Source organism: Mesorhizobium sp. B2-3-5 (assembly GCF_006442395.1).
GTDB lineage: Bacteria > Pseudomonadota > Alphaproteobacteria > Rhizobiales > Rhizobiaceae > Mesorhizobium.
On the sequence record NZ_VFVX01000020.1, the window covers coordinates 1 to 26745 of the forward strand.

Here is a 26745-nt window from a genome sequence, read left to right on the forward strand (position 1 = left end):
AGCGCATGCTGGCCATGTACAAGAAGAAGGACAAGTGACGTGACCGTCAATCTCGCTTCCTTCCTCTATCTGGTCTCAGGCATCCTGTTCATTCTGGCGCTGCGCGGCCTGTCGCACCCGACCACCAGCCGCCAGGGCAATCTCTACGGCATGATCGGCATGGGCATCGCCCTCGCCACCACGCTGGCGCTGGCAACCCCTTCCGCCGGCCGCTTCGGCCTCATCGTGCTCGGCCTCGCCATTGGCGGCGGTGTCGGCGCCGTTACCGCGCGCCGCATCGCCATGACCTCGATGCCGCAGCTGGTCGCCGCCTTCCACTCGCTCGTCGGCCTCGCCGCCGTCATGGTGGCGGCCGCGGCGATCTATGCACCGGAAAGCTTCGGCATCGGCACGGCAGGCGACATCCATGCCCAGGCGCTGGTCGAGATGAGCCTGGGTGTGGCCATCGGCGCTATCACCTTCACGGGCTCGGTCATCGCCTTCCTCAAGCTCGATGGCCGCATGTCCGGCAAGCCGATCATGATCGGCGGCCGCCATTTCATCAACGCCGCACTCGGCACAGCGCTGGTCGTGCTGATCGTGCTTCTGGTCACCACGGAATCGAAGCTGGTCTTCTGGCTGATCGTCGCCGCCTCGCTGGTACTGGGCGTGCTGCTGATCATCCCGATCGGCGGCGCCGACATGCCCGTCGTCGTGTCGATGCTGAATTCTTACTCGGGCTGGGCCGCTGCGGCGCTCGGCTTTACGCTGGGCAATCTGGCGCTGATCATCACCGGCGCGCTGGTCGGTTCGTCCGGCGCGATCCTGTCCTACATCATGTGCAAGGGCATGAACCGGTCCTTCATCTCGGTCATCCTCGGCGGCTTCGGCGGCGAAACGGCGGCGGCAGCTGACGACGGCATCGAGCGCACGGTCAAGCAGGGCTCGGCCGACGACGCCGCCTACCTGATGATGAACGCCCAGAAGGTGATCATCGTGCCCGGCTATGGCATGGCGGTCGCGCAGGCGCAGCACGCGCTGCGTGAAATGGCCGACAAGCTCAAGGCCAATGGCGTCGACGTCAAATACGCCATCCACCCGGTCGCCGGCCGCATGCCCGGCCATATGAACGTGCTGCTCGCCGAGGCCAACGTGCCTTACGACGAGGTGTTCGAGTTGGAGGATATCAACTCCGAATTCGCGCAGGCCGACGTCGCCTATGTCATCGGCGCCAACGACGTCACCAATCCGTCCGCGCGCGACGACAAGTCGTCGCCCATCTACGGCATGCCCATCCTCGATGTCGACAAGGCGCGCACCTGCCTGTTCGTCAAGCGGTCGCTCGGCTCCGGCTATGCCGGCATCGACAACACGCTGTTCTACAAGGACGGCACCATGATGCTGCTCGGCGACGCCAAGAAGATGACCGAGGAAATCGTCAAGGCCATGGATCACTGATCTCAGGCGACCGGCGAAAGGCACAAAGCATAGGTACGGAAAGCCCGGCTCGACGCCGGGCTTCCTCTTGTCCTGGGTTGAGAACGGACGCTCAGCGGCTGGTCAGGAAAACCGCTTCCTCCTCGTCGCGCTGCCTGCCGCCCAACGCCGCCGCAGCGCTGGCGATGAAGGCGCCGACAACCAGCGACAACGCTCCCAGCAGCGCGAAGGTGGCACTTGCCTTCCTGGCGGTGTCCGCCGCCTGCTTGGCCTTGACCTTAGCGTCCTGGGCCTTCGCCAGGATCGCATCGACCCTTGCCTTGGCGTCGGCCTCGGACAGGCCGGTGCGGGCCGCGACCAGCTGCGACAGATAGGTCTTGTCGTCGGCCGAAACTTCGCCCGCCGCGGCGCTGGCGATCAGGATGCGCGACGCCTGCGATGCGGCGGCCGCGTCGTTCTGTGGATTGGCGGCGGCGAGCTTGCTCGGATCGGCCGGGCGGAACAGCGAATCCACGAAATAGGAGGTCGCATTGTCGGCGGATGCCGAGCCGGCATTGCCGGCGGCTCCGGCCGATGCACCCATCGCAGCACCCGATACCACCGTTGACGCTGCCTGCACGCCCGAGCCCAGCATCGATGTCAGCGCCGAGCCAAGCACCCCGACGACGAGCAGCGTTGCCAGTGCCCAGGCCAGGAATCCATGTGCGGTGTCACGAAAGAACACCTCGTCCGTGTGGATATCGACCCATTTGGTGCGCATCCGTCCCGCGAGATAGCCGCCGACGCCCGATGACAGCCATTGCACCACAACCAGCCAGACCGCGGTCGAGACCGCGAAGGTGGTGATCGAGGCGCCTGAGCCAGACCAGGGCGAAACCATGGTCAGCCCTAGCCCGGAGCCGAGCAGCATCAATATGAAGCTCAACGTCGATGCCGCGAAAGCACCGGCGATGATCGGACCCCAGCTGATCGCCGAGGCGGAGGATTCGGTTGAAACGGGAACATCGATAGCCGACAGGGTGGACTGCATGACGGCCCCCTATCGCGCGAACAGCATGATAAGGATGATGATCGGGATAGGAACCCCAAGCAACCAGAGCAGAATGCCGCGACCCATGAATGCCTCCTGAGAAATCGTGATCGATGGTGTCACAATGTCCCGGATGGTCTTCCGTTCCAGTGGCTTATGAAATGTTTGGTTGGCGTTCGAGACAAGATCGGCGCACCTGGTGCGCCGATCTTAAAAGACAAGGATAGATCCTAGATATCCAGATTGGCCACCGACAGCGCGTTGTCCTGGATGAATTCGCGTCGCGGCTCGACTTCGTCGCCCATCAGGCGCGAGAACAGGCTGTCGGCGTCCGTCGCGTCGCTGACCTTGACCTGCAGCAGCGAACGCACGTTCGGGTCCAGCGTGGTTTCCCAGAGCTGCTCGGCATTCATTTCGCCGAGACCCTTGTAGCGCTGCATGGTCAGTCCCTTGCGGCCTGTCGCAAAGACGGCGTTGAGCAGCGCCAGCGGTCCCGAAACGGTTTCGGCGACATCCTTGCGGCGCAGCACCGGCGGCGTCCCATAGACTTCGCTGAGACGCTGCGCGTAGCGGTCGAGCTGGCGGGCGTCGGCCGAATTGATCAGCGCCATGTCGAGATGGGCGTATTCCTTGACGCTGCGCACCGTGCGTTCGAACACATAGCCGCCGCTGCCCTCATTGGAGGTCGACATGCGGCCGGTCCAGCCGCGCTCCGTGTCCTCGGCGATGATGTCGAGACGTTGTGCAATGCGCTCCGCCATGGCGTTGGCGCGGGCAAGGTCATTGAAGATTTCGGGGTTGAGGCCGCCGGCGATCGCCGCCTGCTCGACGACGTTGCGGTTGTAGCGCGTGTGCAGGCCGTTGATGAGCTGGCGCACTGCCAGCGCGTCGTCGACGGCACCATGCAGATCCTGCCCGGTCCGCACCTCGCCCGAGCCGAGCGTAAGCGAGGCCTCCTCCAAGCCTGAATCGATCAGGAATTCCTCGAAGGCGCTCTCGTTCTTGATGTATTGCGAGCTCTTGCCGCGCGTCACCTTGTAGAGCGGCGGCTGGGCGATGTAGAGATGGCCGCGCTCGATCAGCTCAGGCATCTGCCGGAAGAAGAAGGTGAGCAGCAAGGTCCTGATATGGGCGCCGTCGACGTCGGCGTCGGTCATCAGGATGATCTTGTGGTAGCGCAGCTTGTCGGCGTTGAACTCGTCCTTGCCGATCGAGGTGCCGAGCGCGGTGATCAGCGTGCCGATCATGTCGGAGCTCAGCATCCGATCGAAGCGCGCGCGCTCGACGTTGAGGATCTTGCCGCGCAGGGGCAGGATGGCCTGGTTCTGGCGCGAGCGGCCGCCCTTGGCCGAGCCGCCCGCCGAGTCACCCTCGACGATGAAGATTTCCGATTTTGCCGGGTCACGCTCCTGGCAGTCGGCCAGCTTGCCGGGCAGGGAGGTGACGCCCAGCGAGGTCTTGCGGGTGATGTCGCGGGCCTTGCGCGCGGCTTCGCGCGCCGCCGCGGCCTGGATCACCTTCTCGACCACCACCTTGCCCTCGGTCGGATGCTCCTCCAGCCAGGTGCCCAGCGCCTCGTTGACCAGTCCTTCGACCACCGGGCGGACTTCCGAGGAAACCAGCTTGTCCTTGGTCTGCGAGGAGAATTTCGGATCGGGAACCTTGACCGACAGCACGGCCGTCAAGCCTTCGCGGCAATCGTCCCCGATCAACGAGACCTTTTCCTTCTTGGTCAGGCCCGAGGATTCGCCATAACCGGTGATCTGACGGGTCAGCGCGCCACGGAAGCCGGCGAGATGGGTGCCGCCGTCGCGCTGCGGGATGTTGTTGGTGAAGGCCAGCACGTTCTCGTGGTAGCTGTCGTTCCACCACATCGCCACTTCGACGGTGATGCCGTCGCGCTCGGCCCGGATGGCGATCGGCTTCTCGATCAGCGGCTTCTTGACCCGGTCGAGATATTTGACGAACTCTTCGAGGCCACCATCATAGTGCAGTTCATGGCGCACGATGTCGGCATGGCGGGCATCGGTCAGAACGATGCGCACGCCCGAATTGAGGAAGGCGAGCTCACGCAGCCGATGCTCCAGCGTGCCAAAGTCGAACTCGACCATGGTGAAAGTCTCGGCCGACGGAAAGAACGTGATCTCGCTGCCGCTGCGGCCCTCATTGGTGCCAGGGCGCTTGTCCTGCTCGTAGCTGCCGGTCGCCTTCAGTGGCGCGTCGGCGTTGCCATGCGTGAAGCTCATCTCGTAGATCTGGCCGTTGCGGCGGATCTTGAGCTTCAGCCAGGCCGACAGCGCGTTAACCACCGAGACGCCGACGCCGTGCAGGCCGCCCGACACCTTGTAGGAATTCTGGTCGAATTTACCGCCGGCATGCAGCTGCGTCATGATCACTTCGGCCGCCGAAATGCCCTCGCTGGGGTGGATATCGGTGGGAATGCCGCGGCCATTGTCGATGACGGTGACCGAACCATCGGGATTGAGCGTTACCGAAACGAGGTCGGCATGGCCGGCCAGCGCCTCGTCGATGGCGTTGTCCACCACCTCATAAACCATGTGGTGCAGGCCCGAACCGTCGTCGGTGTCGCCAATATACATGCCGGGACGTTTGCGGACGGCGTCCAAGCCCTTCAAAACCTTGATGGAATCGGCGCCGTATTCGGCTTCAGCGCCGTTGGCGTTCTCAGTTTGATCGCTCATGAAAACCTGTTGTCTAGAGGCCGCTAGCGCAACGCGAAAAATCGCCCCCGAATCGCGCGTCTGATATAGCCTAGATATAGGCGCTAAAGGCGGTTTTTCCAAGGTTTGCGGGCATTTCCCCGGGGATGAGCCGGCTGTGCTGGGCCGGCTCCCGCCGGGCTCTATTCGCCTTGGCCACACGGTCGCCGAGAAACGTGATCATGAACTTCCAGCGCGGCGCCAGCCGCCCGGCCCGGTCGAGCTCCAGCGTCAGGTCAGCCGGCGCGCATCGGTTGCAACGCCTCGCTCCAGCGCAGCAGCTCGTCCAGCATCGTCCTGGTGCCGCCAGCCACCTGTTCACTGGCGTTGAAGGCGCCGTTCTCATCAAGCAGTTTCTGGTACATCGGCAGCGCGACGCCCTCCGGGATCGGCATGATGCCCACCGAGGTCAGCAGCGGCTTCAGGGCCTGCGCCGCGCGCAGACCGCCGGAGACGCCACCATAGCTGAAAATGGCGGCAGGCTTGTATTTCCATTCACGCGCCAGATAGTCGATCGCGTTGACGATCGCGGGTGCCGCGAAATAATTATATTCCGGCGCCACGAAGACAAAGGCGTCGGCGGCGTCGATCGCCTTCGACCAGGCCTTGGTGTGGTCGTTCTGGTAGTTGCCAAGCCTCGGATGATGCGGCTCATCCAGCACCGGCAGCTTGAACGCGGCAATGTCGGTCAGTACTGGCGCGAATTTCCCGTGCTCGCGCGCGAATCTCTCCAGCCACTCGGCAAAAACCGGGCCGGCGCGACCGGGTCTCGTGCTGCCGATGACGATGTTCAACTGGTGCTTCAAGAAGGGCTCCTTAGTTTGGCGGTATCTGTTGGTGGCTGTCCCTACGGCAGACCATTCCGGCGGACAAGGTAGGACCTTTGGCGGAATGGTCACGATCGGATGAACGGACTGTCTGCCTTCGCGTCTCCTGCTGCCGCGGTTCGGTCTGCCGTTCAGTCACATGGACGCCCGGATTGCCAGTCACTACATTAACGGCGATAGCGGAGCCTTTCATGGACACTCAGCCCGCCCCCTTCGTTCCTCCCGCGCCAAAGCCGCGCACGTCGCCGCCTTCGACGCTGGAGATGATCCGCATCGTCTACCGCAATCCGCTCGAACTGTGGGGCGAGCCGACCTACAACGAACCGTGGATTTCGGTGAACGGCGTCGGCGGGCCGCTGGTCATTGCCAACGATCCCGGTCTCATCCGCCACGTGCTGGTCGACAATGCCAAGAACTACAGGATGGCCACGGTGCGCCAGAAGATCCTGCGGCCGATCCTGCGTGATGGCCTGCTGACCGCCGAGGGCGAGGTCTGGAGGCGGTCACGCAAGGCGATGGCGCCCGTGTTCACGCCACGCCACATCTTCGGCTTCGCTCAGCCGATGCTCAAGCGCACGCTGGAGTTCGTCACGCGCTACGAAGCGGGCGGCACGTCCGATATCGCCCATGACATGACGCTGCTCACCTATGACATCCTGGCCGAGACGCTGTTCTCCGGCGAGATATCAGGAGAGCCGGGCAGTTTTGCCAATGAGATCGACCGCCTGTTCGAGACCATGGGACGCGTCGATCCCCTCGACCTGCTGCGCGCGCCCGACTGGCTGCCTCGGCTGACCCGCATCCGCGGCCGCAAGACCATGGCCTATTTCCGCAAGATCGTCACCGACACGGTCAAGATGCGCGAGGAGAAGGTCAGGCGCGATCCCGATGCCGCGCCGCAGGATTTCCTGACTCTGCTGCTCAAGGCCGAGGGCCCGGAGGGGCTGACGCGCTCGGAAGTCGAGGACAACATCATCACCTTCATCGGTGCCGGCCATGAGACGACCGCGCGCGCTCTTGGCTGGACGCTTTATTGCCTTGCCGAATCGCCTTGGGAGCGCGACCGGGTCGAGCAGGAGATCGACCAGGTGTTGGCGCGCGAATCCGATCCGACGAAGTGGCTCGACGCCATGCCGTTGACACGCGCCGCCTTCGACGAGGCACTCAGGCTCTATCCGCCGGCGCCCTCCATCAACCGCGAGCCGATCGAGCCGGAGATGTGGAACGATCTTTACATCCCCAAATATGCGGCCGTGCTGGTCATGCCCTGGGTCGTCCATCGTCACAGGAAGCTGTGGGACCGGCCCGATGCCTTCCTGCCCGAGCGCTTCCACCCGGGAAACCGTGAAAAGATCGATCGCTTCCAGTATCTGCCGTTTGGCGCGGGGCCGCGCGTCTGTATCGGCGCCAGTTTCGCCATGCAGGAGGCGATCATCGCGCTCGCCATCCTTTTGTCACGCTTCCGCTTCGATACCACGGCTGAGACCAAGCCCTGGCCGGTGCAAAAGCTGACGACGCAACCGCAAGGCGGCTTGCCCATGCAGGTCACAGCTCGCCCTCATTGAGAGGCCGTCATTGAGAGGTAGGACCTCTCAGGAAATTATACGGCGGGCCTGCGTTGCTGGAACTGGCCGGCGGCGCGGAAGCACCAGAGATAGCTCGGCAGGATCGTCGCGATCGATTGCGGCTGGATGCCAAGTCCCGCCAATGTCCGGTTGGCCTTGGCCGCGGCTTCCGAAACGACGTTGTGCTCGCGCAACTGCATCACCTGGTCCTTGGTCAGCAGCGGGTTGGGCAAGAGCCCGAGGATCGAAGCTTGGATGTTGGCCACCCACCACGGCACCGGCACCAGCAGGCGCCTGCGCTCGATCACGCTGAGCAGCTCCTGCATGCACTCCTTGAAGGTGAGCACATTGGGGCCGCCAAGCTCGTAGATCTGGCCGCCATCGACCTTGCCGTCGACCGAGCGCGCCACCGCTTCGGCGACGTCGCCGACATAGACCGGCTGGAACTTGGTCCGGCCACCGCCGATCAGCGGCAGCACCGGCGAATAGCGCGCCATGCCGGCGAAGCGGTTGAAGAAACTGTCTTCCGGCCCGAAATTGATCGACGGCCGGAAGATCACGGCGTCGCTGATCGTCTGCAGCACGGCCTTCTCGCCAAGTGCCTTGGTGCGCGCGTAGTTCGATTCGGAGTTCGCATCGGCGCCAAGCGCCGAAATATGGGTGAACCCGGCGCCGACGGAGCACGCGGCCTCGGCAATGGCGCGGGCGCCGAACTCATGCACGGCGGAGAATTTCTGCCGACCGCTTTCGTGCAGGATGGCGACGAGGTTGACGACATGGTCGGCACCTTGCACGGCGCGGTCGACCGACCAGCGCACGCGCACATTGGCCTGCACCGGCTGGATCTGGCCGACATTGCCGAGCGGCTGCAGGTGGCCGGCAAGATCGGGCCGCCGGCAGGCGACCCGGATACGATAGCCGCGCTTGGCCAGCGCCCGCACGACATGGCGGCCGACAAAGCCTGACCCGCCAAAGACGACGACGAGCTTTGGGGTCTGCAGGATTTCTGTCATGGCGGGCTCCGGCGCACTTTCCAGATGGCTTGGCTGAAGCCGTTTCATAGTCCGTTTTGCGTCAAAGGCAAAGGGCGACGCGTCGTCGCTGTCCCGCTTGTTTTTCGAGCAATTCCAGGAACGCAGAAAACCCCGCCGAAGCGGGGTTTTCCGGGTGACGTTCGCGCCGAAAACAGGGTCCAACGAGGCGGCCTGACCTGAGACGGCATCAAGACGGCGTGAAGCAAGCACGCCCGCCCCAGCCCTGGACACATTCGACCTGAAGGCACCGGCCGGGCAAACCCGACCCGGACAGGCATGTGTCGCCGCGACAGCCGGAAAGGTTCAGCGGCGCGGAAAAAACCGCACACCGTCGGCAGTTGGCTTTCTGGTTCAATGACTATGAGGCGGTCACGCCAGCCGCCGCGCGTCCCAGCGCCCGCGGGGCTGGCCAAAGCTTCTCGGGAAAGCCCGGCGTATGCGCCCGGCATCGCCGAAGCCGCTTTCCTCCGCGATGAGATCGGGTGGCGCGTGGCTGGTCTCCGGCTCGCTACGCGCGTACGGCCGACTTTGTCGCCATGCAGTTCGAATATCCTTGGACGGCTAGGCGAAGGCACCGTCGCAAAGGCACAGCACCGGTCCGGGCATTCGTTCGCTGGAATTCAGGCCGAATAGCGCTCGGCGAATTCGGAAATGCGCTGCACCACCGCCTTGGGCGCGGCGATGCCGCGTGCCTGCGCCTTCTCGGCCGCCTCGGCCCGGGCCCGCCCCGGTACATGCACGCCGTAGCGGCGGCGAAGACGGTCCAGGTGGCCCTTCATCCGCTGTTCGAAATCCGGATCGAGCAGCTTCGGCTCGACGGCAAGCACGAACAGGCCGGTTCCGGGGCTGTCCGGGCCGCCGCTGAACCATGGCGCGTCGAGCGACCAGTTGGCCCCCGACAGGCCGGCCGCCAGCACTTCGACCATCAGCGCGATATTGGCGCCGCGCTGGCCGCCGAAGGCCAGCATGGCGCCCTTCATGGCGGCCGCCGGATCGGTGGTCGGGTTGCCGCTGGCGTCCAGCGCCCAGCCTTCAGGGATTTTCTTGCCGTCTTCGGCCGCCTTGCGGATATTGACGAAGGCGGTAGCGCTCGACGACTGGTCGATGACCAGCGGCGCGCCATCGGCGGCGGGCGCGGCAAACGACATCGGATTGGTGCAATAGACCGGTTTGACCGAGCCGGAACCAGCAAGCACGGCCGGGCCGTTGGTGGCCGCGAACGACACCAGTCCCTGTGCGGCCAGCCGGCCGGTGAAGTAGCCGAGCGCGCCGCATGTATAGGCGTTCTTCTGCGAAAAGATGGCGACACCGAACAGTCGTGCCGCCTTGGCAAGATCGTCGATCGTGCGGTCGAAGCCCGTATGCGCCAATCCGCCACGCGCGTCGGACAGATAAACGGCCAGCGCCGGCCTGGTGATGACCGGATCGGCATTGCCGTCGATGCGGCCGGCCTCGAGCGCTTCGAGATAGTCGATGAAATGCGTCAGGCCGACGCTGGCAAGTCCTTCCGCCTCGGCGGCGACGATGGACGCCGCGAGCGATTGCGCGGCTTCTTCGTTGGCGCCGGCGCCGAGCGCCGCCATCCGGCACAATCCTGTTGCCTGGTCGAGACTGAGTTGCATCGTCGTTGCCTCTGGTGAGTGGTGAGTAGTCAGTGGTGATAAGGATAGGAGTGGCCAGCTGCCACTACTGACTACTGACTAAAACCTAGCCGATCTTGTTCGGAATCCGCGCCTCGATCTTGCCGAAGGTGAAGACGAGAATGCCGGTGATCGTCATGTAGATCAACGCCAGGAGAAGCAAGGGTTCATAGGTGAGATACGTGTCCTGCCGCACCTTCGACGAGACGGCGAATATGTCGATCACGCTGATGGTCGCAACCAGCGGCGTCGACTTCAACTGCAGCACGGTTTCGCCGGTCAGCGTCGGCAGCGCCCGGTAGAAGGCCTGTGGCAGCCAGATGCGCCGGAAGATCTTCCAGCGGCTCATGCCGAACGCGCGGGCGGCTTCCAGCTGGCCCTTGGGCACCCCGGCAAAGGCACCGCGCATCACTTCGCCCTCATAACCGGCGAAGGATAGGGTCAACGCCAGCACGCCATAGGGCCATGCCTGTCTGAGATAAGGCCACATCCAAGACTCGCGAATCCACGGATATTGCGGAAACAGCGAGCCTAATCCGTAGTAGAGCAGCCACAATTGCAGAAGCAGCGGCGTGCCACGAATGATGGTGCAGAAGACCTTGGCGGGTGCCGAGAACCAGAACGAACCGGCTGCCTGTGCCATCCCGACCGGTACGGCGATCAAAAAGCCGAGCGCGCAGGTAACGGCCAGGATCCACAGCGAGCGCCAGATGCCGAGTAAGCCCATTTCATAATATTGCGGCAACCAGTCCCAGCGCATGAAGAAGACAGCCGACAGCACCAGCCCCAGCGCGACCAGGATCAGCACGATGCGATGCGGCTGCAGCCACAGCGATGTGCGCGCCACCATATTGATGACGGTCGCTTCGCTGGCCATCAGCGCGCGTCCTTGACCGAAGGCATGCCGCGCCTCGACCAGGCCTCGAGGCGGCCAAGCATCAGGTTCGAGAACAGCGATACCGCCAGATAGAGCACACCCGCCGCGAGATAGAATATCAGATAAGCCTTGGTCACGCCCGCCGCCTGCCGCGTCGCCAGTGTCAGCTCGAAGAAGCCGACGACGGCCAGCAGAGCGGTATCCTTGGTGGCGATCAGCCACAGATTGGCAAGGCCGGGTATGGCGAAAGGCAGCATCGCCGGCAATGTGATGCGCCGCAGCAGAAGACCGGGAGACATGCCGTAGGCGCGCGCGGCTTCGATCTGACCCTGCGGAATGGCGAGGATGGCGCCGCGCATCACCTCGGTCGAATAGGCGCCCTGGACGAAGCCGAGCACGGCGATGCCGGCCACCAGTCCGCTGATGTCTATCCGCTGATAGCCCATCGCCGTCAGCACCTGGTTTATCAGGTCGGTGCCGGCGTAGTAGAGCAGCAGGATCAGCACCAGTTCGGGCACGGCGCGCACGATGGTCGTATAGACGGCCAACAGATCGCGCACTACCGGGCCGCCGTAGAGCTTGCCATAGGCGCCACAGATGCCGATCAAAAGTCCAACGCAAGTGGCCCCGACGGCGATCTCGAGCGAATGCAGCAGCCCGACCATGAGGGTCCCGCCCCAGCCGACGGGCGCGGGCGAGAGGAGTTCGATGATACCGGCCGCCGAGGCCGGAAGAAACGCGTCAATCAGCTTCGCCCCCGGAGTGCTGGCTCTATCCGCCGGCGCCAGCGGCCGGCGGCATGCATGCGTGGGAAAGGTAGGGCGGAGGGCATGGCTCTTCGGTCATGCCCTCCGCCCGTGCGAGGGTTTTAGTTCGACTGTGGCGAGCCGCCGTAAATGTCGAAATTGAAGTATTTCTTCGAGATTTCGTCATACTTGCCGTTGCTGCGGATGGCCTTGATGCCGGCGTTGATCTTTTCCTTCAGGTCGGTGTCTTCCTTGCGCACGCCCGCGCCGACGCCTGGTCCGAGCACTTCATCGTCCGGAGCCACCATGCCCTTCAGGTCGCAGCAGGCCTTGCCCTGGTCGGATTTGAGGAATTCGCCGAGCGCGATGGAATCGGCCTGCACCGCGTCGAGGCGGCCTGCGGCAAGGTCATTGTTGGCTTCGTCCTGGGTCTGGTATTCCTTGATCTCGGAAGCCGTGCCGCCGAAGTGCTTCTTGGCGTAGACGGCGTGCACGGTCGACACCTGGACGCCGAGCACCTTGCCCTTGAGGTCGTCCGGCGTGGCGCCGAACTTCTGGTCCTTCGGTCCGATGATCGCCGTCGGCGTGTTATAATACTTGTCCGAGAAGTCGATGGTCTTCTTGCGCTCGCCGGTGATCGACATGGACGAGACGATGAGGTCGATCTTCTTGGTCGTCAGCGCCGGGATGATACCGTCCCAGGCGACAGGCGTGATGACGCAGTCGAGCTTTTCCTCGGCGCACACGGCGTCGACGAAGTCGATCTCCCAACCCACCCATTTGCCGGAGGCGTCAGGCGAGGTAAAGGGCGGATAGGGCTCGGCGGCGACGCCGATCTTGACCGGATCCGCCTTGGCCACGCCCATGGCGGCGACGCCGAGCAGCAGCGCCGCGGCGAATGTCTTCAGAACAGTCTTCATTTTTACAACTCCCAGTTTGTTGTTGGTTCCCGGTTTTCTTCCGTCCCGGCTTTCCTAGCCGATGTTGCGGATGAACTGCTTGAGCCTTTCGGATTTCGGCGCGCCGAAGATCTGCTCCGGCGGGCCTTCTTCCTCGACCAGCCCGTTGTAGAGATAGACGACATGGGTCGCGACCTCGCGGGCGAACTTCATCTCGTGGGTGACCAGCACCATGGTGCGGCCTTCGCGCGCGAGGTCGCCGATAACCTTCAGCACCTCGCCGACCAGTTCCGGGTCGAGCGCCGAGGTCGGCTCGTCGAACAGCATGACGCGCGGATTGATGGCCAGAGCGCGGGCGATCGCGGCGCGCTGCTGCTGGCCGCCCGACAAATAGGCCGGATAGACGTCGCGCTTTTCGGCGAGCCCGACGCGCGCCAGCAGCTTTTCGGCCTGTGAGATCGCTTCGTCTCGCTTGACCCCCAGCACATGCACCGGAACCTCGATGACGTTCTCGATCAGCGTCATGTGGCTCCACAGATTGAAGTTCTGGAACACCATGCCGAGCTTGGAGCGGATGCGCTCGATCTGCTTGCGGTCGGCCGGAACGGTGTGGCCGTGGCTGTCCGCCTTCAGCTTGATCTCCTCGCCATTGACGCGAATGATGCCGCTGGTCGGGTTTTCCAGGCAGTTGATGCAGCGCAGCAGCGTCGATTTGCCGGAGCCGGAACCGCCGATGATGGCGATCACCTCGCCATCGCGTGCCGACAGCGACACGCCCTTCAGCACATGCAGTTCACCGAACTTCTTGTGCAGGTTCTCGACATGGATAGCTTCAGCGGCGCCATTAAGCACCTCGCCGGATGAGATTGCGGCAGCTCTCACCGCGCTCACCGGGTGACCTTCATCTGGTCGACGGCAATTTGTCGAACGTCTACCCGGCTAATCAACATACGCTGTACTGCCCCGCTCTAGACCTCAGCATGGACCCAACAGCGCGAGCCCGTCAATCCCGCTCATTACGGCACTTGCGAGCTTGTTGTGCAAGTGTATAAATAGCGCTCCATGAAATTTTCTCCATTTTTTTCAGCTAAAAGGGCTTCGATGAACGCTTTCGGATCACAGTCCATGGCGGCGCCGCTGCGACGCGTTCTGATGCGGTCGGCGGCCAACGCCATGCGCAACGCCGAGGGGGCTGCCTGGCACTATGGCCCGGGATTCAATCCGGCGAAAGCGGCATTGCAGCACGCCGTCCTTGCTGAACTGGTGGCGGCTTCCGGCGCTGAAATCGAATGGATCGAGGACAAGGCCGATGGCCTTTCGGATTCGGTGTTCACGCACGACCCATCGCTGATGACCGACCGCGGCGCGCTTATTCTGTCCATGGGCAAGCCCTTGCGCGCCAGCGAGCCCTCGCTGCATGAGGAAACCTACGGAAGACTGGGCATTCCGATCCTCGGCCGCGTCGAGGCTCCCGGCCAGGTCGAAGGCGGTGATTGTGTATGGGTGGATGCCCGCACGCTGGCGATCGGGCGCGGTGTCCGCTCCAACCAGGAAGGCATCCAGCAGGTTTCCAACCTGCTGACGCCGCTTGGCATTTCAGTCTACGGCTTTGACCTGCCGCTGTGGCAAGGGGAAGAGGCGTGCCTGCATCTGATGTCGGTGATCAGCCCGCTGGCCGACGACCTCGCATTGGTCTATTCACCGCTTTTGCCGGCCGCCTTCTATCAAATGCTGAAGGCGCGCGGCATCCGGCTGGTCGAGGGTGATGCCGGAGAGTTTGCCGCCTCCAACGGCCTCAGCCTGAACGTGCTGCCGACCAGCCCGCACAAGGTCATTGCCGTTGCAGGCTTTCCCAAGACCAAAGCCGCCATGGAGGCTGCCGGGTGCACCGTAGAAATCTTCGAGGCGGATGCACTCTGCATCGCCTGCGAAGGCGGGCCAACATGCCTGACGCGGCCGATCCTGCGCCAATGAATACGCCGTCCCGCCGCAAGTTCCGTCGCGAGGGCGAGGAGCGACGGCGGCAGGATTTGATCGAAGCGACCCTGAATAGCGTGGCGGAACACGGCTTGGAGGGCGCCACCTTGCGCACCATCGCATTGCGCGCCGGCGTCACCGCCGGGCTGATCCGGCACTATTTCCCCGGTAAGGAAGAATTGCTGCAGGAAGCCTATGCAGCGCTGATGGGCCGCATGACCGAGCAGGCGAAAGCGGCGTTGGTCATGGAAGAGGCCTCGCCGCGCAAACGCCTTGCGGCTTTCGTCACAGCCAACCTCAATGCGCCAATCATCGATGCGCGGGTGTTTTCGCTCTGGGCAACCTTCATCGGCCGCGCCGGTTCGGACCCGAGCCTGGCTCGCGCCCACCGCGAAGGTTACCTTGGCTTTCGCAACGAGGTGGAAGCCGTCGTGGCCGAGGTGCTCGCCGCCGAACAGCGCGACACGGACGCAAGCCAGCTGCGCCATCACGCCATTGCGATTAACGCGATCATCGACGGGCTCTGGGTGGAAGGCTGCCTGGCTGGCGAAATGTTCTCGCCTGGCGAATTGGCGACGATCGGCATCAAATCTATCGAGGCCGAGCTCGGCCTCGCGCCGGAAAGGGGAGAAAACCAATGACCACACTCGGCGAAGCCCTCATCACGCTGCTCGAAGCCCATGGCGTCGACACGGTCTTCGGCATTCCAGGCGTCCACACGGTCGAGCTCTACCGTGGGCTGGCGCGCTCGAAAATCCGCCATGTCACGCCGCGCCACGAACAGGGCGCCGGCTTCATGGCCGACGGCTATGCCCGCGCCAGCGGCAGACCGGGTGTCGCCTTCGTCATCACCGGCCCGGGCTTGACCAACACCCTTACCGCCATGGGCCAGGCGCGCGCCGATTCGGTGCCGATGCTGGTCATCTCGGGTGTCAACGCCATGCCGACGCTGGGCAAGGGGCTTGGCTTCCTGCACGAACTGCCAGATCAGCGTGGCATGATGGAGAAGGTGGCGCTTTTGTCGCAGCGCATCACCGAGGCCAGCGAATTGCCGGGCGCGCTAGCCCAGGCCTTCGCCCTGTTTTCATCGTCGCGACCAGGTCCGGTGCATATCGAGATTCCGACCGATGTCATGGTCAAGCCGGCGGACGACATCGCGGCACTGCTGAGCAATGCGGCGCCGCCTGCTCCGGAGGGCGGGGCAATTGCCAGCGCGGCCAAACTCATCGCCGCCGCGCGCCGCCCGCTGATCCTGGCCGGCGGCGGCGCCAAGCGGGCCGAGGCGGCGCTGCAACGCCTGGCCGAAAGACTGGGCGCGCCGGTGGTCGAGACCACGAATGCGCGTGGCCTGCTGCACCGCCACCCGCTCTGCGTGCCGGCAAGTCCCAGCCTGAAGGCGGTTCGTGCACTGATGGCCGAGGCCGATCTGGTGATTGCCGCCGGCACGGAGTTCGGCCCGACCGATTATGACGGCTATGGCGATGGCGGCTTTGTGCTGCCTTCCAATCTGATCCGCATCGACATCGGCGCCGACCAGCTTGCGCGCCGTCCGGTGACGGTCGCCATCCAGGCCGATTGTGCCGAGGCGATCGAGGCCCTGCTCACCGCGATCGGCGCAGCTCATACCGCCGCGCCGGACGGCCAGAGGCGCGCAGCCGAGGCACGGAAGGCGGCTTTTGCCGAGCTGAGCCCCGCCTATGTGGCGCAGGTGCATGCCGTGGAAATGATCCGTGACGCCTTGCCGGGCGCGATCGTCGTCGGCGATTCGACGCAGCCGATCTATGCCGCCAACCTCTACTACGATCACGACCGGCCGGGCGGCTGGTTCAACGCCGCCACCGGCTTCGGCGCGCTTGGTTATGGCCCACCGGCGGCCATCGGTGCAGCCCTTGCCATGCCCGATGCACCAATTGTCTGCCTGACTGGCGACGGCGGGTTCCAGTTCACGCTGCCCGAACTTGGTGCGGCGCTCGACGCCCAGGCGCCGGTCATCTTCGTGGTCTGGAACAACAGAGGCTATCGCGAGATCGAGACCTCGATGCTCGATGTCGGCGTGGAACCCGTCGGCGTGTCGCCGGCGCCGCCGGATTTCTGCAAGCTGGCCGAGGCCTATGGCATCGGTGCCGAACGGCTGGGAAATATCGACGCCTTGCCGCAGGCGCTGAAGCACGCCCGGGCAACGGGACTGCCGCGCGTCATCGAAATCTCGGTCGACTGAGTGTCGGCTGCGTCAGCGTAGAAACAGAGAGCTGGAGCGGGTCAGCGATTCTAACAAATGCTGAACCGCTCTAAAGGCGTGTCTCAACCATCGGCCGGCCATGTCATTTTTCAAGGAACAGGCGTCCTTTCGCGATCCGCTGACATTTCCTCATCTCGCACCATTGCGTTGGGCGGCATCCTCGCCTGAGCTGCCTTGGCCCGTGAGGAAGACCGCGGCGAAGCTTTGCATGACGCTCGCGCGAAAGAAGAAGCGGTGCGCCCGGCGCGTGGCGGTCGATCATTCGCATTGGTGCTCCGCCAGCACGCCGACCGGCGGCCTCGGTCCGATCTGGCAATACTGGGCGCAAGGCGCCGACCAGGCCCCGCCACTGGTCAAGGCATGCCTGCGCTCGGTCGCGCGCCACAAGGGTTCGCGCGAACTTGTCGTGCTCGACGACAAGACCGTGGAGGGCCATATCGATTTGCCCGGCCATGTCTGGGACAAGCGGCGGCGCGGGCTGATGAACAGCCAGCATTTCTCCAATTTCATTCGCCTGAGCCTGCTCTCCCGGCACGGAGGAACATGGCTCGATGCCACCATCCTGCTCCGGCAGCCGGTGCCGCCCGAAATCGAGCGCGAGGATTTCTACATTCTGCGCGAGACCAATCGTCATCCGCGGCTTGTGGAAACCTGGTTCATTCATGCCCGCAAGGGGCACCCGCTGGTCGAGACGGTGCTGCACGGCCTCGCCGACTACTGGAAGAAGTACGACGCCCTGCACGACTACTTCATGTTCCCCTACCACTTCGAAGCCTCGCTCCTGCTGCACCGCCCGTTGCGGCGCGACTTCCTGCGCATGCCGCAGGTTGGCGCGGACCGGCCGCACGAATTGCAGTGGCGGCTCTTCGAGCCGTTCGAGGAGGCCATCCATCACGCCCTTTTTGATGGTTTCTGGCTGCACAAGCTCACGCATCACGAGCAGCGCCCAGCCGTCGGTGAGCATCTGCTGTGGGATGCGATCGTTTCGGGCTGGCCGGCGTCCTGACGCATGCAAAGACGCAACGGCTGCCATGTCGAGATATCAGTTGAGTGATCGCCCGAAAGGGGCGACGCTTCGCGTCGGCGCGGCAAAACAAGCGACATAACCATAAAAAGACAGGAGCGGTCCTAGGATGACGGAAACACTTGAAGGCAGGCATATCGTTGTAACCGGTGGAACCGGCGCGCTCGGTGGCGCGGTGGTCGGCAGGCTGCTGGAACAGGGCGTGATCTGCCACGTGCCGAACGCGCATGCAGCGGCGCCTTCGCACTTCCCCTTCACCACGCACGACAACGTCAAGCTGGCGCACAATGTCGATCTTTCGGACTCCGCCAAGGTCGAGGCGTTCTACAGCCAGGTTCCGGGCCTCTGGGGTTCGATCCACCTGGCGGGCGGCTTTGCCATGGCGCCAGTGGAAAAGATCGAATCGGCATCCTTTGCCGAGATGATGGACACCAACGCCCGCACCACCTTCCTGTGCAGCCGCGCCGCGGTGCGTTCGATGCTGGCATCAGGCACTGCCGGCCGCATCGTCAATGTCGCTGCGCGGGCGGCATTGGAGCCTCGCCGGGGCGCGGGCATGGTCGCCTACGCGGCCAGCAAGGCGGCGGTCGCTGCGATGACGGTGGCGATGGCTGAAGAGCTCAAGCACAAGGGCATCTTGGTCAACGCCGTGGCGCCCTCGACGCTCGACACACCGGCAAACCGTGCCGACATGCCGGATGCCGATTTCACCAAATGGGTCAGCCTCGAAGCGGCCGCCGAAGCCATCGCCTACCTCGCCTCTCCGGCCAACCAGGCGATGAGCGGAACGTTGGTGCCGCTCTACGGCCGGGCGTAGCTCCCCCTCGGCCGAACCGGTTTTTGCCGAAGAAAAACCCCGCCGGAGCGCTCCGGCGGGGTTTTTGTCATTCTGGACTAAGCGAAGGACTTCGCTTTGCGAAGGACTTAGTTGCCCTGCTTCTTCAGCGCGGCACCCAGGATATCGCCCAGCGAAGCGCCAGAGTCGGTCGAGCCATACTGGGCGACCGCTTCCTTTTCCTCGGCGATTTCCAGCGCCTTGATCGAGACCTGCAGCTTGCGGGTCTTCTTGTCGAAGGCGATGACACGGGCATCGACCTTCTGGCCGACGGTGAAGCGCTCGGGGCGCTGCTCGTCGCGGTCGCGGCTGAGGTCCGAGCGCTTGATGAAGGTCTCGATGCCGCTGTCGACCAGCCGCACTTCCAGGCCGCCATCCTTGACGCCGATGACTTCGCAGGTGACGACGGCGTTCTTGCGCAGTTCGCCCGAAGTCGCCGCTTCCCCGACCGTGTCGCGGGCCAGCTGCTTGATGCCGAGCGAGATGCGCTCCTTGTCGATGTCGACGTCGAGCACCTGCGCCTTGACCATGTCGCCGCGATTGTACTCTTCGATAACCTGCTCGCCCGGACGGGTCCAGTCGAGGTCGGAGAGGTGCACCATGCCGTCCACGTCGCCTTCCAGGCCGATGAACAGGCCGAACTCGGTCTTGTTCTTGACCTCGCCTTCGACCTGGCTGCCGACCGGATGGTTGCGAGCGAAGGCTTCCCACGGGTTCTCGAGCGTCTGCTTGAGGCCGAGCGAGATGCGGCGCTTGGCCGGATCGACCTCGAGCACCACCACGTCGACTTCCTGGGTCGTCGACAGGATCTTGCCGGGATGCACGTTCTTCTTGGTCCACGACATTTCCGAAACGTGGATAAGGCCCTCGATGCCCGGCTCCAGCTCGACGAACGCGCCGTAGTCGGTGATGTTGGTGACGGTGCCCTTGATCTTCTTGCCGATCGGGAACTTGGTGCCGATCTCGGACCACGGATCGCTCTCGAGCTGCTTCATGCCGAGCGAGATGCGGTGGGTTTCCTGGTTGATGCGGATGATCTGCACCTTGACCGTCTGACCGATGTTGAGGATTTCGGTCGGATGGTTGACGCGGCGCCATGCCATGTCGGTGACATGCAGCAGGCCGTCGATGCCGCCGAGGTCGACGAACGCACCGTAATCGGTGATGTTCTTGACGACGCCTTCGACAACTTGGCCTTCTTCGAGGTTCTGCACGATTTCCGAACGCTGTTCGGCGCGGCTTTCCTCGAGCACGGTGCGGCGCGACACCACGATGTTGCCGCGGCGGCGATCCATCTTGAGGATCTCGAAGGGCTGCGGGTTGTGCATCAGCGGGGAGACGTCGCGGATCGGGCGGATATCGACCTGGCTGCGCGGCAGGAAGGCCACGGCACCGTCGAGGTCGACGGTGAAGCCGCCCTTGACCTGGTTGAAGATGACGCCTTCGACGCGCTCGCCCTTGGTGAACTTCTCTTCGAGACGGACCCAGCTCTCTTCGCGGCGGGCCTTCTCACGCGACAGCATCGCTTCGCCAAGCGCGTTCTCGATGCGCTCGACATAGACTTCGACGGTGTCACCGACCTTGAGGGTGGTGTCCTTGCCCTTGACGCCGAATTCCTTCAGCGGCACGCGGCCTTCGACCTTGAGGCCGACGTCGATGATGGCCATGTCCTTTTCGATCGCGGTGATCGTGCCCTTGACGACCTGACCTTCGCCGGAGTGGCCGGTGGTGAATGATTCTTCGAGCAGGCTCGCGAAATCGTCGCGAGTGGGATTTGCAGCTGACATTGTTTCTCCTGGGTGCCCCGCATCTCGAGCGGGACGGGCGCCGTGGGTTAGCGTTGCGTTGGCCTGCCGGCGTTCCGGGCTCAAAAGCCCTGGGCCGCTTTTCAAGCGGCAATTCCGGCGCATGAAGAATGCTGGCAGGCTGGTTCGTGCCCGATATGGGTATTTTCTTCGCTTCCGGCAACGGAAACGCGGGAGAAAACCCGGATCAGGCCTTGTCTCTCTTGGCCAGCACGTCGTCTATAACAGCCATGGCCGCGAGAAACGCGGCTTCTATAGCCATTTCGCTGGTATCAAGCAAGTGCGCGTCGGCTGCCGGCTTCAATGGCGAGTCGGCGCGGCCCATGTCGCGCTCGTCACGGCGTTGGATGTCGGCGAGGATCTCGGCGAAATTGGCCGTGCCGCCGATGCTTTCGATCTCGGCCAGCCGGCGCTGTGCCCGCACCTCGGCACTCGCCGTCACATAGAGTTTGATGTCGGCGTCGGGGCACACCACGGTGCCGATGTCGCGGCCGTCAAGCACCGCGCCCGGCGGGGTCTTGGCGAATTCGCGCTGCTTTTCAACCAGGATGCGCCGCACGGTCGGGAAAACCGCGACCTTCGAGGCCGCCTCGCCGACCGCATGCGCCGACAGCACCGCACGGTCGAGCTTTGCCAGATCGACCTGGCGCGCCGCGGTCTCTGCCGCCGAGACATTGTCGAGCGGCAGGCCGACCTGAAGCAAGGCATGGGCGACCGCGCGATAGGTTAGGCCGGTGTCGAGCAGGTTCAGCCGGTAGTGGTCGGCCAGCCGCCGGGCGAGGGTGCCCTTGCCGGCGCCGGCTGGTCCGTCGATGGCGATGGTGAACGGCTTCATACAGACCTTTTGGTAAACCCGATGCGAGGCGCAATTGTCGTTAGCGGTATGCGCGAACTTTTGTCGATCCGCAAACTACGACTGCGCAGATTGGGCGCTCTCTTTTCGGCGCCGGCGTTCTTTCAAAAATGTGAGGAAAAGAACGCCGGTGACAATGGTGAAAAATAGCAGGGCGAGCGAATCGCTTTCGGGTCTCGGACCATCGTTGTCTAAGCCGAGCAATCCCGCGACCAGGACGATGACGCCCGAAAAGAAAAACAGCCCTGTCAGCCGCGCTCCGCTGACGAGGTGGATGTCGCTTACGGATCGCCACGCTTTGAGGAGAATTGCCCTGACATCAGACATGCCGGGAAATTCGACCGGCACCGAAGAGATGGAGGAGAACCGTTTCACCTGAGCAATCGCTCTGAAGCGGGCGATACTCAATGCCGTGTTGCCCGTCACGTAAATTATTGCCACGAGCAAGAGCCAATGTGTAGCGAGGTATCCGCCCCACCAAAGAAGGAAGAGGCCTCCAAGTGGGATTGTAGTCAGGATCGCAGCCCAATACTCTCGATAAAATCGTCTTCTTACGAAATCATACTGCTCGGGAGTAATCTTGTAGGCTTCGGCTCCTCTACGAAAGGAAACGATCACGAACCCATCATCTGTTTTATTTCCACTTCGCATCAGGGCTCATCCAAGTCTCGAGCGGGGCTTGAGTTTGCTCTAAAAAGAGAGAATACCAAACCCAATATGTGCCCGAAAAAATACACGCTAAGGATCGCATAGCCACCCATCGCCAGAAATATGGCATTCGATGGTGTGTTGGCTTCGAAGGGTTGAAGCATCCATCCGAAATGCAGGCCATATGCGCAGCCGATGGCTCCGCACGAAGAAGCCATGCTTGGTAGCGTGAGCGCGATCCAAAGCGCCGTGATCACACCAAGGCGCACCCATGAATAGGTGCGTTCTTTGATCATCTTGGCAACTGATATCGCCTTCGCGATGGTCAAAACTACGCCCGCTACTATCGCAAGTAAAATCGAAACCAGAATATTCATGGCGCTCCCCAATACTCGTTTGAGACTGAAGGGTCAGCCCTTAAAGAACGATTGAGTCGATCTCGAAATTTGATGCAATCTGAGGGTTAGGAAATCTCCGCGCCCAGCCCCTTCATCAGCCCCATGAACTCCGGAAAGCTCGTTGCAATCATATTGGCATCGTCGATGGTGACAGGCTTGTCCGTCGCCAATCCCATCACCAGAAAACTCATGGCGATGCGGTGGTCGAGATGGGTCTGCACGGTCGTATCCCTGCCGTTGGGATGGCCGCCCAGCCCCTTGCCGCCGGGCTTGCCGCGCACGGCAAGCGAAGCCTCGCCCTCGGTGCAGTTGACGCCGTTGAGCTTGAGCCCGTTGGCGACGGCCGACAGCCGGTCGGACTCCTTCACCCGCAATTCTTCCAGCCCCGGCATCAGCGTCTCGCCCTCGGCGAAGCTCGCGGCGACGGCCAACACCGGATACTCGTCGATCATCGACGGTGCCCGCTCGGGCGGCACAATGACGCCCTTCAACTCCGAGTAACGCACGCGCAGGTCCGCGACATCCTCGCCGCCGGCATTGCGCGGGTTCAAAATGTCGATCTTGCCGCCCATTTCCTGCAGTGTCAGCAGCAGTCCGGTGCGGGTCGGGTTCATCAGCACGTTTTCGATCATGATGTCTGAACCCGGTACGATCAGCGCCGCCACAAGCGGGAAGCCGGCCGAGGACGGGTCGCCCGGCACGGCGATCGTCTGGCCGGTCAGCTTGCCCTGGCCTTCGATGAAGATGTGGCGCACACCGCGTTCGTCCGTCTCGACCGACAGGTTGGCGCCAAATCCCTTCAGCATCTTTTCAGTATGGTCACGCGTCATCACCGGTTCGACGACGGTGGTGATTCCCGGCGTGTTGAGGCCGGCGAGCAGCACCGCCGACTTCACCTGCGCCGAGGCCATCGGCACGCGGTAGGTGATCGGGGCTGCATGCTTCGGCCCGTGCAGCGTGATCGGCATGCGGTCGCCCGGTGTCGCCTTCAGCACCTGCACGCCCATCTGGCGCAACGGCTCGAGCACGCGGCCCATCGGCCGGCCCGACAGCGAGGCGTCGCCGATGAAGGTCGTTTCCATGTCGTAGGTGCCGACGAGGCCCATGGTCAGCCGCGAGCCGGTGCCGGCATTGCCGAAATCGAGCGGCCCTTCCGGCTGCAGCAGCGCGCCGTTGCCCGTGCCGCGGATCACCCATTCGGCGCCGCGCTTTTCTATATGCGCGCCCATCGCCCTCATGGCCGCGCCGGTGCGCATCACGTCCTCGCCTTCCAGCAGGCCGGTGATGCGGGTTTCGCCGGAGGCGAGGCCCCCGAACATGAAGGAACGGTGCGAGATCGACTTGTCGCCCGGCACACGCGCGGTGCCGGAAAGGGCGGATGATTTGCGGGCGGTGGCCGGCTTGGCAGCGACGGCGTGAGACATGGAATTTCCCTGGACGGAATGCCGGCATGCCGGCGCTTTTCATTTGTTGCGGCGGTCTCGTATCACGGCGGGGCGAAATGGTCATCCCCATGGGCGTCACTTGGCGCGAGGCCTTTCAATGCATGGTTTTGTGACGCCGGCTTTTGGCTTTGACAGCGCCGCAAACTGTGGTTAAGGGGACCACTCTTTTATTCACGAGGCTTGCCGTGGCAAAAACCGAACTTGGCACAAAACGTATCGACCCTGAAACGGGCCGAAAATTCTACGACCTGAACAAGGACCCGATCGTCTCGCCCTATACGGGCAAGACCTATCCGCGTTCCTATTTCGAGGAAGGCAAGGTCGCCGCCCTCGAGGAGGAAGAGGAAGTGGCCGAGAAGGAAGTGGACGCCGAGGACGAAGAAGGCGTCGAAGTCGTCTCGCTCGAAGAGGCCGACGATGACGCCAAGGGCGACGATCTTCCCGATCTCGGCGATGACGAGGATGTCGACCTGGGCGACGACGAGGATGACACATTCCTTGCCGACGAAGAGGAAGAGGACGACGACGTTGCCGACATGATCGGCGTTGGCGATGACGACGACGAGGTCTGATCGGCCAGCGATGCAGGTGTTTGCACGCTTTCTCAGCCTGTGAACAAAAAGCCGTCCATGAAGGCTTGATATCTGGGAAAGGCGGGGTTAGAAGCCGCCTGCACTAACGGCGCGGTGTTCCACCCGCGCCGGATCTCTTCACCGGAAACGGTGCCGGTTGACTGCCGGATGTGGGGCCATAGCTCAGTTGGGAGAGCGCTTGAATGGCATTCAAGAGGTCGTCGGTTCGATTCCGATTGGCTCCACCAGTCCCTTCCAGGGTTTCAAGGAAACCCTCTGATCTCAAGCTCTTACACGGAAATGCGGCCTACGGTGGTGGCGCACGATGCGGAGAATTTCACGCCTCGCCCGGCGTGATGTCTCCAGCTTCGCGGTAGCGTCTGTTGCTTTCGGTTGCGCGCTCCCGATCGGGCTCCCATTCAGCAAATCGCGGCGGCTAAGCTTGCGCCATCAGGCAGCGTCCGCGCCGAACTCGACAGCAAACCCCGCGTCGATCGCGCTTCGCGCTATGTGGTCGCCAAGTTCCCAATCCGTGAGCTCGCACAGCGGAAACCTCTTCCTCACGGCATGAATAACCTCCGATACCGAGACGCTGGGGCTGTCGACATTGTCGATCAGGTAGCGGACAATCTCTTGGCGAATGTCCGCTGGAGCCGTCGTCTGCGCAAGTGCGGGCATCTGCGGCCTATGAATGGAGCCGTGTTGTTGCGCCATCGGCTGGTGTCGCGTCGAAGGCGACGGGCACGTCGTGAACGATGCATGCCGCCGCGAGCATGTCTTCCAACTCTCTGTCGGTGGCCTTGCACGCCGGCATCAGTGTTCGGATGGCTCGGATCGCCTGGGCAATGGACAGGAACCGCGCCCTGCCTCTGGAAAGCACGTAGGCTTCGGCCGCCTTTTCAACCGTGATGGTGTGGAACGTGTTGGTCATCAAGAGTTCCTCCCTGAAGCCGATCCAACGCAATTTACGGACAACATTCAGCGATCTGCAAGCGTCTGTCCGATTGCGGACAAATCAGGCGGGTGACTGGGCGAAGTGGCGCTGTTCCTCCTCGCCATATGCACCGTGTGTGAGTTTTATCATGCCTATGCGGTCGACAATCGTGATCTCGCCGCGCTTGGCGTGAACCAGTCCCCGATATTCAAGCATTTGCAGGGCCGTGGTAACGCCCGGCCTCCGCGCGCCGAGCATGGTCGCCAGAAACTCGTGCGTCAGGTAGATCTTGTTTCCTTCACAGCGGTCATGAACCATGAGCAACCAGCGGGCCAATCGCTCCTCTATCTTCGAGTGACCGTTGACCACCGCTGTTCGGGACGCCTGGACAAGGAATGCGTTGGCATAGCGAAGCAGGGACTCGCGAAAGCTCTGGCTGCTCGCAAGAAGCGCGCGAAGACTTTCAACCGGCAGGCACCAGCCATTGCCGGCGACCTGGATATAAGTGTCATTGGGAGACCGGTCCTGGCCGAGAACGACCGTAACCCCGGTCATGCCATCGTGGCCGACAATGCCAACCTCGCCTTGACGCCCTCCGAACATGGTGGCGACGACCGACGCGATACCTGTCTCGGGGAAATACACGTGCTGGATCGGCTGATAAGCGGTTTCCAGCGGGCTTTTGAGGCCCAGTTCGACCTGACGTATCGACGGCAGGATCGTTGCGAAATCCTCAGGCGCCAATGTTCTCAAAACATGATTGCGTATTTGGGATTGGGACATGCTCCTTCCCCGTTCCGGGCAAGAGCAAGTACCCTCTCACTGTCGGCGGCATCCGAGTGACTGGCGGCCGATGCGACAGCATAGGCCTTGGAGGCCCCGCTGGCAAACACTTGTGGTGGTGCGCCGGCGCAACGGTGTCTCTCCGCGGGAAGGCGATTGGATCACAAGCTTCGTTTCCTTCGCCAAGCCGCCGGAAACGCACGCCCTGCGGCGGCTTGAGCGCATGGCCGCCGATTGACCCATCCGCGCGGCATCCTGGGCGAAATCATCGCCGTGATATTCCAGTAGGCGAAGAGAAGGCTTTCCGGCTCGCACAGGAAGATTGACAAGTAGCGGATGTTGGCGCGGCTGATGATGGCGAGCACTTCCAGCCAGACTTCGGGCATGGACGCGCTTGTATTTGCGCGATCGCCTCGGCCTTCAGGCCGATACAAAGTCCCATTCTGCGCATGTGCTGGTCGTGTCGGGGTGCGGGGTT

The 26745-nt window shown here is 63.1% G+C and carries 25 protein-coding genes, 1 tRNA gene and 1 pseudogene; 9 read left to right on the forward strand and 18 right to left on the reverse strand.

Translation table 11 applies throughout. The features are described from left to right. Positions 1–39: 39 nt before the first annotated feature. Positions 40–1437, forward strand: a complete 1398-nt coding sequence (locus FJ958_RS20955; RefSeq protein WP_140745098.1) for an NAD(P)(+) transhydrogenase (Re/Si-specific) subunit beta — start codon at positions 40–42, stop codon at positions 1435–1437. A 91-nt stretch (positions 1438–1528) separates the two neighbouring features. On the opposite strand, the gene FJ958_RS20960 is transcribed toward FJ958_RS20955, so the two are convergent. The 3 genes from FJ958_RS20960 to FJ958_RS20970 form a co-directional block, all read right to left on the reverse strand. Continuing rightward, complete coding sequence (locus FJ958_RS20960; protein ID WP_140745100.1) at positions 1529–2446, reverse strand: hypothetical protein; 918 nt, start codon at positions 2444–2446, stop codon at positions 1529–1531. Positions 2447–2676: 230 nt separating this feature from the next. Next, complete coding sequence (gene gyrB, locus FJ958_RS20965; RefSeq protein ID WP_140745102.1) at positions 2677–5148, reverse strand: DNA topoisomerase (ATP-hydrolyzing) subunit B; 2472 nt, start codon at positions 5146–5148, stop codon at positions 2677–2679. A gap of 254 nt (positions 5149–5402) precedes the next feature. Then, entirely contained in the window at positions 5403–5972 is a 570-nt protein-coding gene (locus tag FJ958_RS20970) for an NADPH-dependent FMN reductase (RefSeq protein ID WP_140745104.1), read from the reverse strand. A 212-nt stretch (positions 5973–6184) separates the two neighbouring features. Here FJ958_RS20970 and FJ958_RS20975 point away from each other — a divergent pair, with 212 nt between their 5' ends. Beyond that, positions 6185–7558: a cytochrome P450 gene (locus FJ958_RS20975; RefSeq protein WP_140745105.1), complete on the forward strand. Its 1374-nt coding sequence runs from the start codon at positions 6185–6187 to the stop codon at positions 7556–7558. Between the two features lie 35 nt (positions 7559–7593). Here FJ958_RS20975 and FJ958_RS20980 read toward each other — a convergent pair whose 3' ends face one another. From FJ958_RS20980 to FJ958_RS21005, 6 genes are all read right to left on the reverse strand, one after another. Further along, a complete protein-coding gene (locus tag FJ958_RS20980) occupies positions 7594–8571 on the reverse strand; it encodes a complex I NDUFA9 subunit family protein (RefSeq protein ID WP_140745107.1) in 978 nt (325 codons plus the stop codon). 641 nt (positions 8572–9212) lie between these two features. Further along, positions 9213–10214, reverse strand: coding sequence for an Ldh family oxidoreductase (locus tag FJ958_RS20985; RefSeq protein ID WP_140745109.1), 1002 nt, complete (start codon positions 10212–10214; stop codon positions 9213–9215). Between the two features lie 85 nt (positions 10215–10299). Further along, positions 10300–11109, reverse strand: a complete 810-nt coding sequence (locus FJ958_RS20990; protein ID WP_140745111.1) for an ABC transporter permease — start codon at positions 11107–11109, stop codon at positions 10300–10302. Further along, positions 11109–11774, reverse strand: coding sequence for an ABC transporter permease (locus FJ958_RS20995; RefSeq protein WP_140745113.1), 666 nt, complete (start codon positions 11772–11774; stop codon positions 11109–11111). The genes FJ958_RS20990 and FJ958_RS20995 overlap by 1 nt, the downstream gene beginning before the upstream one ends. Before the next feature lie 203 nt (positions 11775–11977). Further along, positions 11978–12775 (reverse strand): transporter substrate-binding domain-containing protein, encoded by a 798-nt coding sequence (locus FJ958_RS21000; RefSeq protein ID WP_140745115.1) that lies wholly within the window; start codon positions 12773–12775, stop codon positions 11978–11980. 54 nt (positions 12776–12829) lie between these two features. Further along, on the reverse strand, positions 12830–13645 hold the full coding sequence (locus tag FJ958_RS21005) for an ABC transporter ATP-binding protein (protein WP_140745117.1): 816 nt from the start codon (positions 13643–13645) through the stop codon (positions 12830–12832). A gap of 210 nt (positions 13646–13855) precedes the next feature. On the opposite strand from FJ958_RS21005, the gene FJ958_RS21010 reads away from it, so the two are divergent. The 5 genes from FJ958_RS21010 to FJ958_RS21030 all read left to right on the forward strand — a co-directional run bounded on the left by FJ958_RS21010 (position 13856) and on the right by FJ958_RS21030 (position 18811). Beyond that, on the forward strand, positions 13856–14728 hold the full coding sequence (locus tag FJ958_RS21010; RefSeq protein WP_140745119.1) for a dimethylarginine dimethylaminohydrolase family protein: 873 nt from the start codon (positions 13856–13858) through the stop codon (positions 14726–14728). Continuing rightward, on the forward strand, positions 14725–15372 hold the full coding sequence (locus tag FJ958_RS21015; RefSeq protein ID WP_181176456.1) for a TetR family transcriptional regulator C-terminal domain-containing protein: 648 nt from the start codon (positions 14725–14727) through the stop codon (positions 15370–15372). The genes FJ958_RS21010 and FJ958_RS21015 overlap by 4 nt, the downstream gene beginning before the upstream one ends. Then, complete coding sequence (locus FJ958_RS21020; RefSeq protein ID WP_140745122.1) at positions 15369–16949, forward strand: 5-guanidino-2-oxopentanoate decarboxylase; 1581 nt, start codon at positions 15369–15371, stop codon at positions 16947–16949. The genes FJ958_RS21015 and FJ958_RS21020 overlap by 4 nt, the downstream gene beginning before the upstream one ends. 229 nt (positions 16950–17178) lie before the next feature. Continuing rightward, on the forward strand, positions 17179–17976 hold the full coding sequence (locus FJ958_RS21025) for a capsular polysaccharide synthesis protein (protein WP_181176457.1): 798 nt from the start codon (positions 17179–17181) through the stop codon (positions 17974–17976). Between the two features lie 127 nt (positions 17977–18103). Then, positions 18104–18811, forward strand: a complete 708-nt coding sequence (locus FJ958_RS21030) for an SDR family NAD(P)-dependent oxidoreductase (RefSeq protein WP_140745126.1) — start codon at positions 18104–18106, stop codon at positions 18809–18811. Positions 18812–18918: 107 nt separating this feature from the next. Here FJ958_RS21030 and rpsA read toward each other — a convergent pair whose 3' ends face one another. The 5 genes from rpsA to aroA form a co-directional block, all read right to left on the reverse strand. Further along, the gene (gene rpsA / locus FJ958_RS21035; protein ID WP_140606777.1) at positions 18919–20616 is read right to left on the reverse strand and encodes a 30S ribosomal protein S1; all 1698 of its coding nucleotides are present in this window, start codon (positions 20614–20616) and stop codon (positions 18919–18921) included. Positions 20617–20821: 205 nt separating this feature from the next. Further along, positions 20822–21469 (reverse strand): (d)CMP kinase, encoded by a 648-nt coding sequence (cmk, locus tag FJ958_RS21040; RefSeq protein WP_140745128.1) that lies wholly within the window; start codon positions 21467–21469, stop codon positions 20822–20824. 75 nt (positions 21470–21544) lie between these two features. Continuing rightward, the gene (locus tag FJ958_RS21045; RefSeq protein ID WP_140745130.1) at positions 21545–22138 is read right to left on the reverse strand and encodes a hypothetical protein; all 594 of its coding nucleotides are present in this window, start codon (positions 22136–22138) and stop codon (positions 21545–21547) included. Beyond that, positions 22138–22512 (reverse strand): hypothetical protein, encoded by a 375-nt coding sequence (locus tag FJ958_RS21050; RefSeq protein ID WP_140745131.1) that lies wholly within the window; start codon positions 22510–22512, stop codon positions 22138–22140. Before FJ958_RS21050 ends, FJ958_RS21045 begins: the two co-directional genes overlap by 1 nt. 86 nt (positions 22513–22598) lie before the next feature. Then, positions 22599–23957, reverse strand: coding sequence for a 3-phosphoshikimate 1-carboxyvinyltransferase (gene aroA, locus FJ958_RS21055; protein ID WP_140745133.1), 1359 nt, complete (start codon positions 23955–23957; stop codon positions 22599–22601). Positions 23958–24163: 206 nt separating this feature from the next. Between aroA and FJ958_RS21060 the strand changes: the two genes are divergently transcribed. Together FJ958_RS21060 and FJ958_RS21065 are read left to right on the forward strand one after the other, a co-directional pair. Then, a complete protein-coding gene (locus tag FJ958_RS21060; protein WP_140745134.1) occupies positions 24164–24550 on the forward strand; it encodes a TIGR02300 family protein in 387 nt (128 codons plus the stop codon). Positions 24551–24722: 172 nt separating this feature from the next. Next, a tRNA-Ala gene (locus FJ958_RS21065) sits at positions 24723–24798 on the forward strand. A gap of 202 nt (positions 24799–25000) precedes the next feature. On the opposite strand, the gene FJ958_RS21070 is transcribed toward FJ958_RS21065, so the two are convergent. From FJ958_RS21070 to FJ958_RS32060, 4 genes and pseudogenes are all read right to left on the reverse strand, one after another. Then, positions 25001–25228, reverse strand: a complete 228-nt coding sequence (locus FJ958_RS21070; protein WP_140745136.1) for a hypothetical protein — start codon at positions 25226–25228, stop codon at positions 25001–25003. A gap of 7 nt (positions 25229–25235) precedes the next feature. Then, entirely contained in the window at positions 25236–25481 is a 246-nt protein-coding gene (locus FJ958_RS21075; RefSeq protein WP_140745138.1) for a hypothetical protein, read from the reverse strand. A gap of 84 nt (positions 25482–25565) precedes the next feature. After that, positions 25566–26267, reverse strand: coding sequence for a Crp/Fnr family transcriptional regulator (locus FJ958_RS21080; protein WP_140745140.1), 702 nt, complete (start codon positions 26265–26267; stop codon positions 25566–25568). A 281-nt stretch (positions 26268–26548) separates the two neighbouring features. Further along, positions 26549–26718, reverse strand: a pseudogene (locus FJ958_RS32060) (L-rhamnose mutarotase); the annotation flags it as partial. Between the last annotated feature and the right edge of the window lie 27 nt (positions 26719–26745).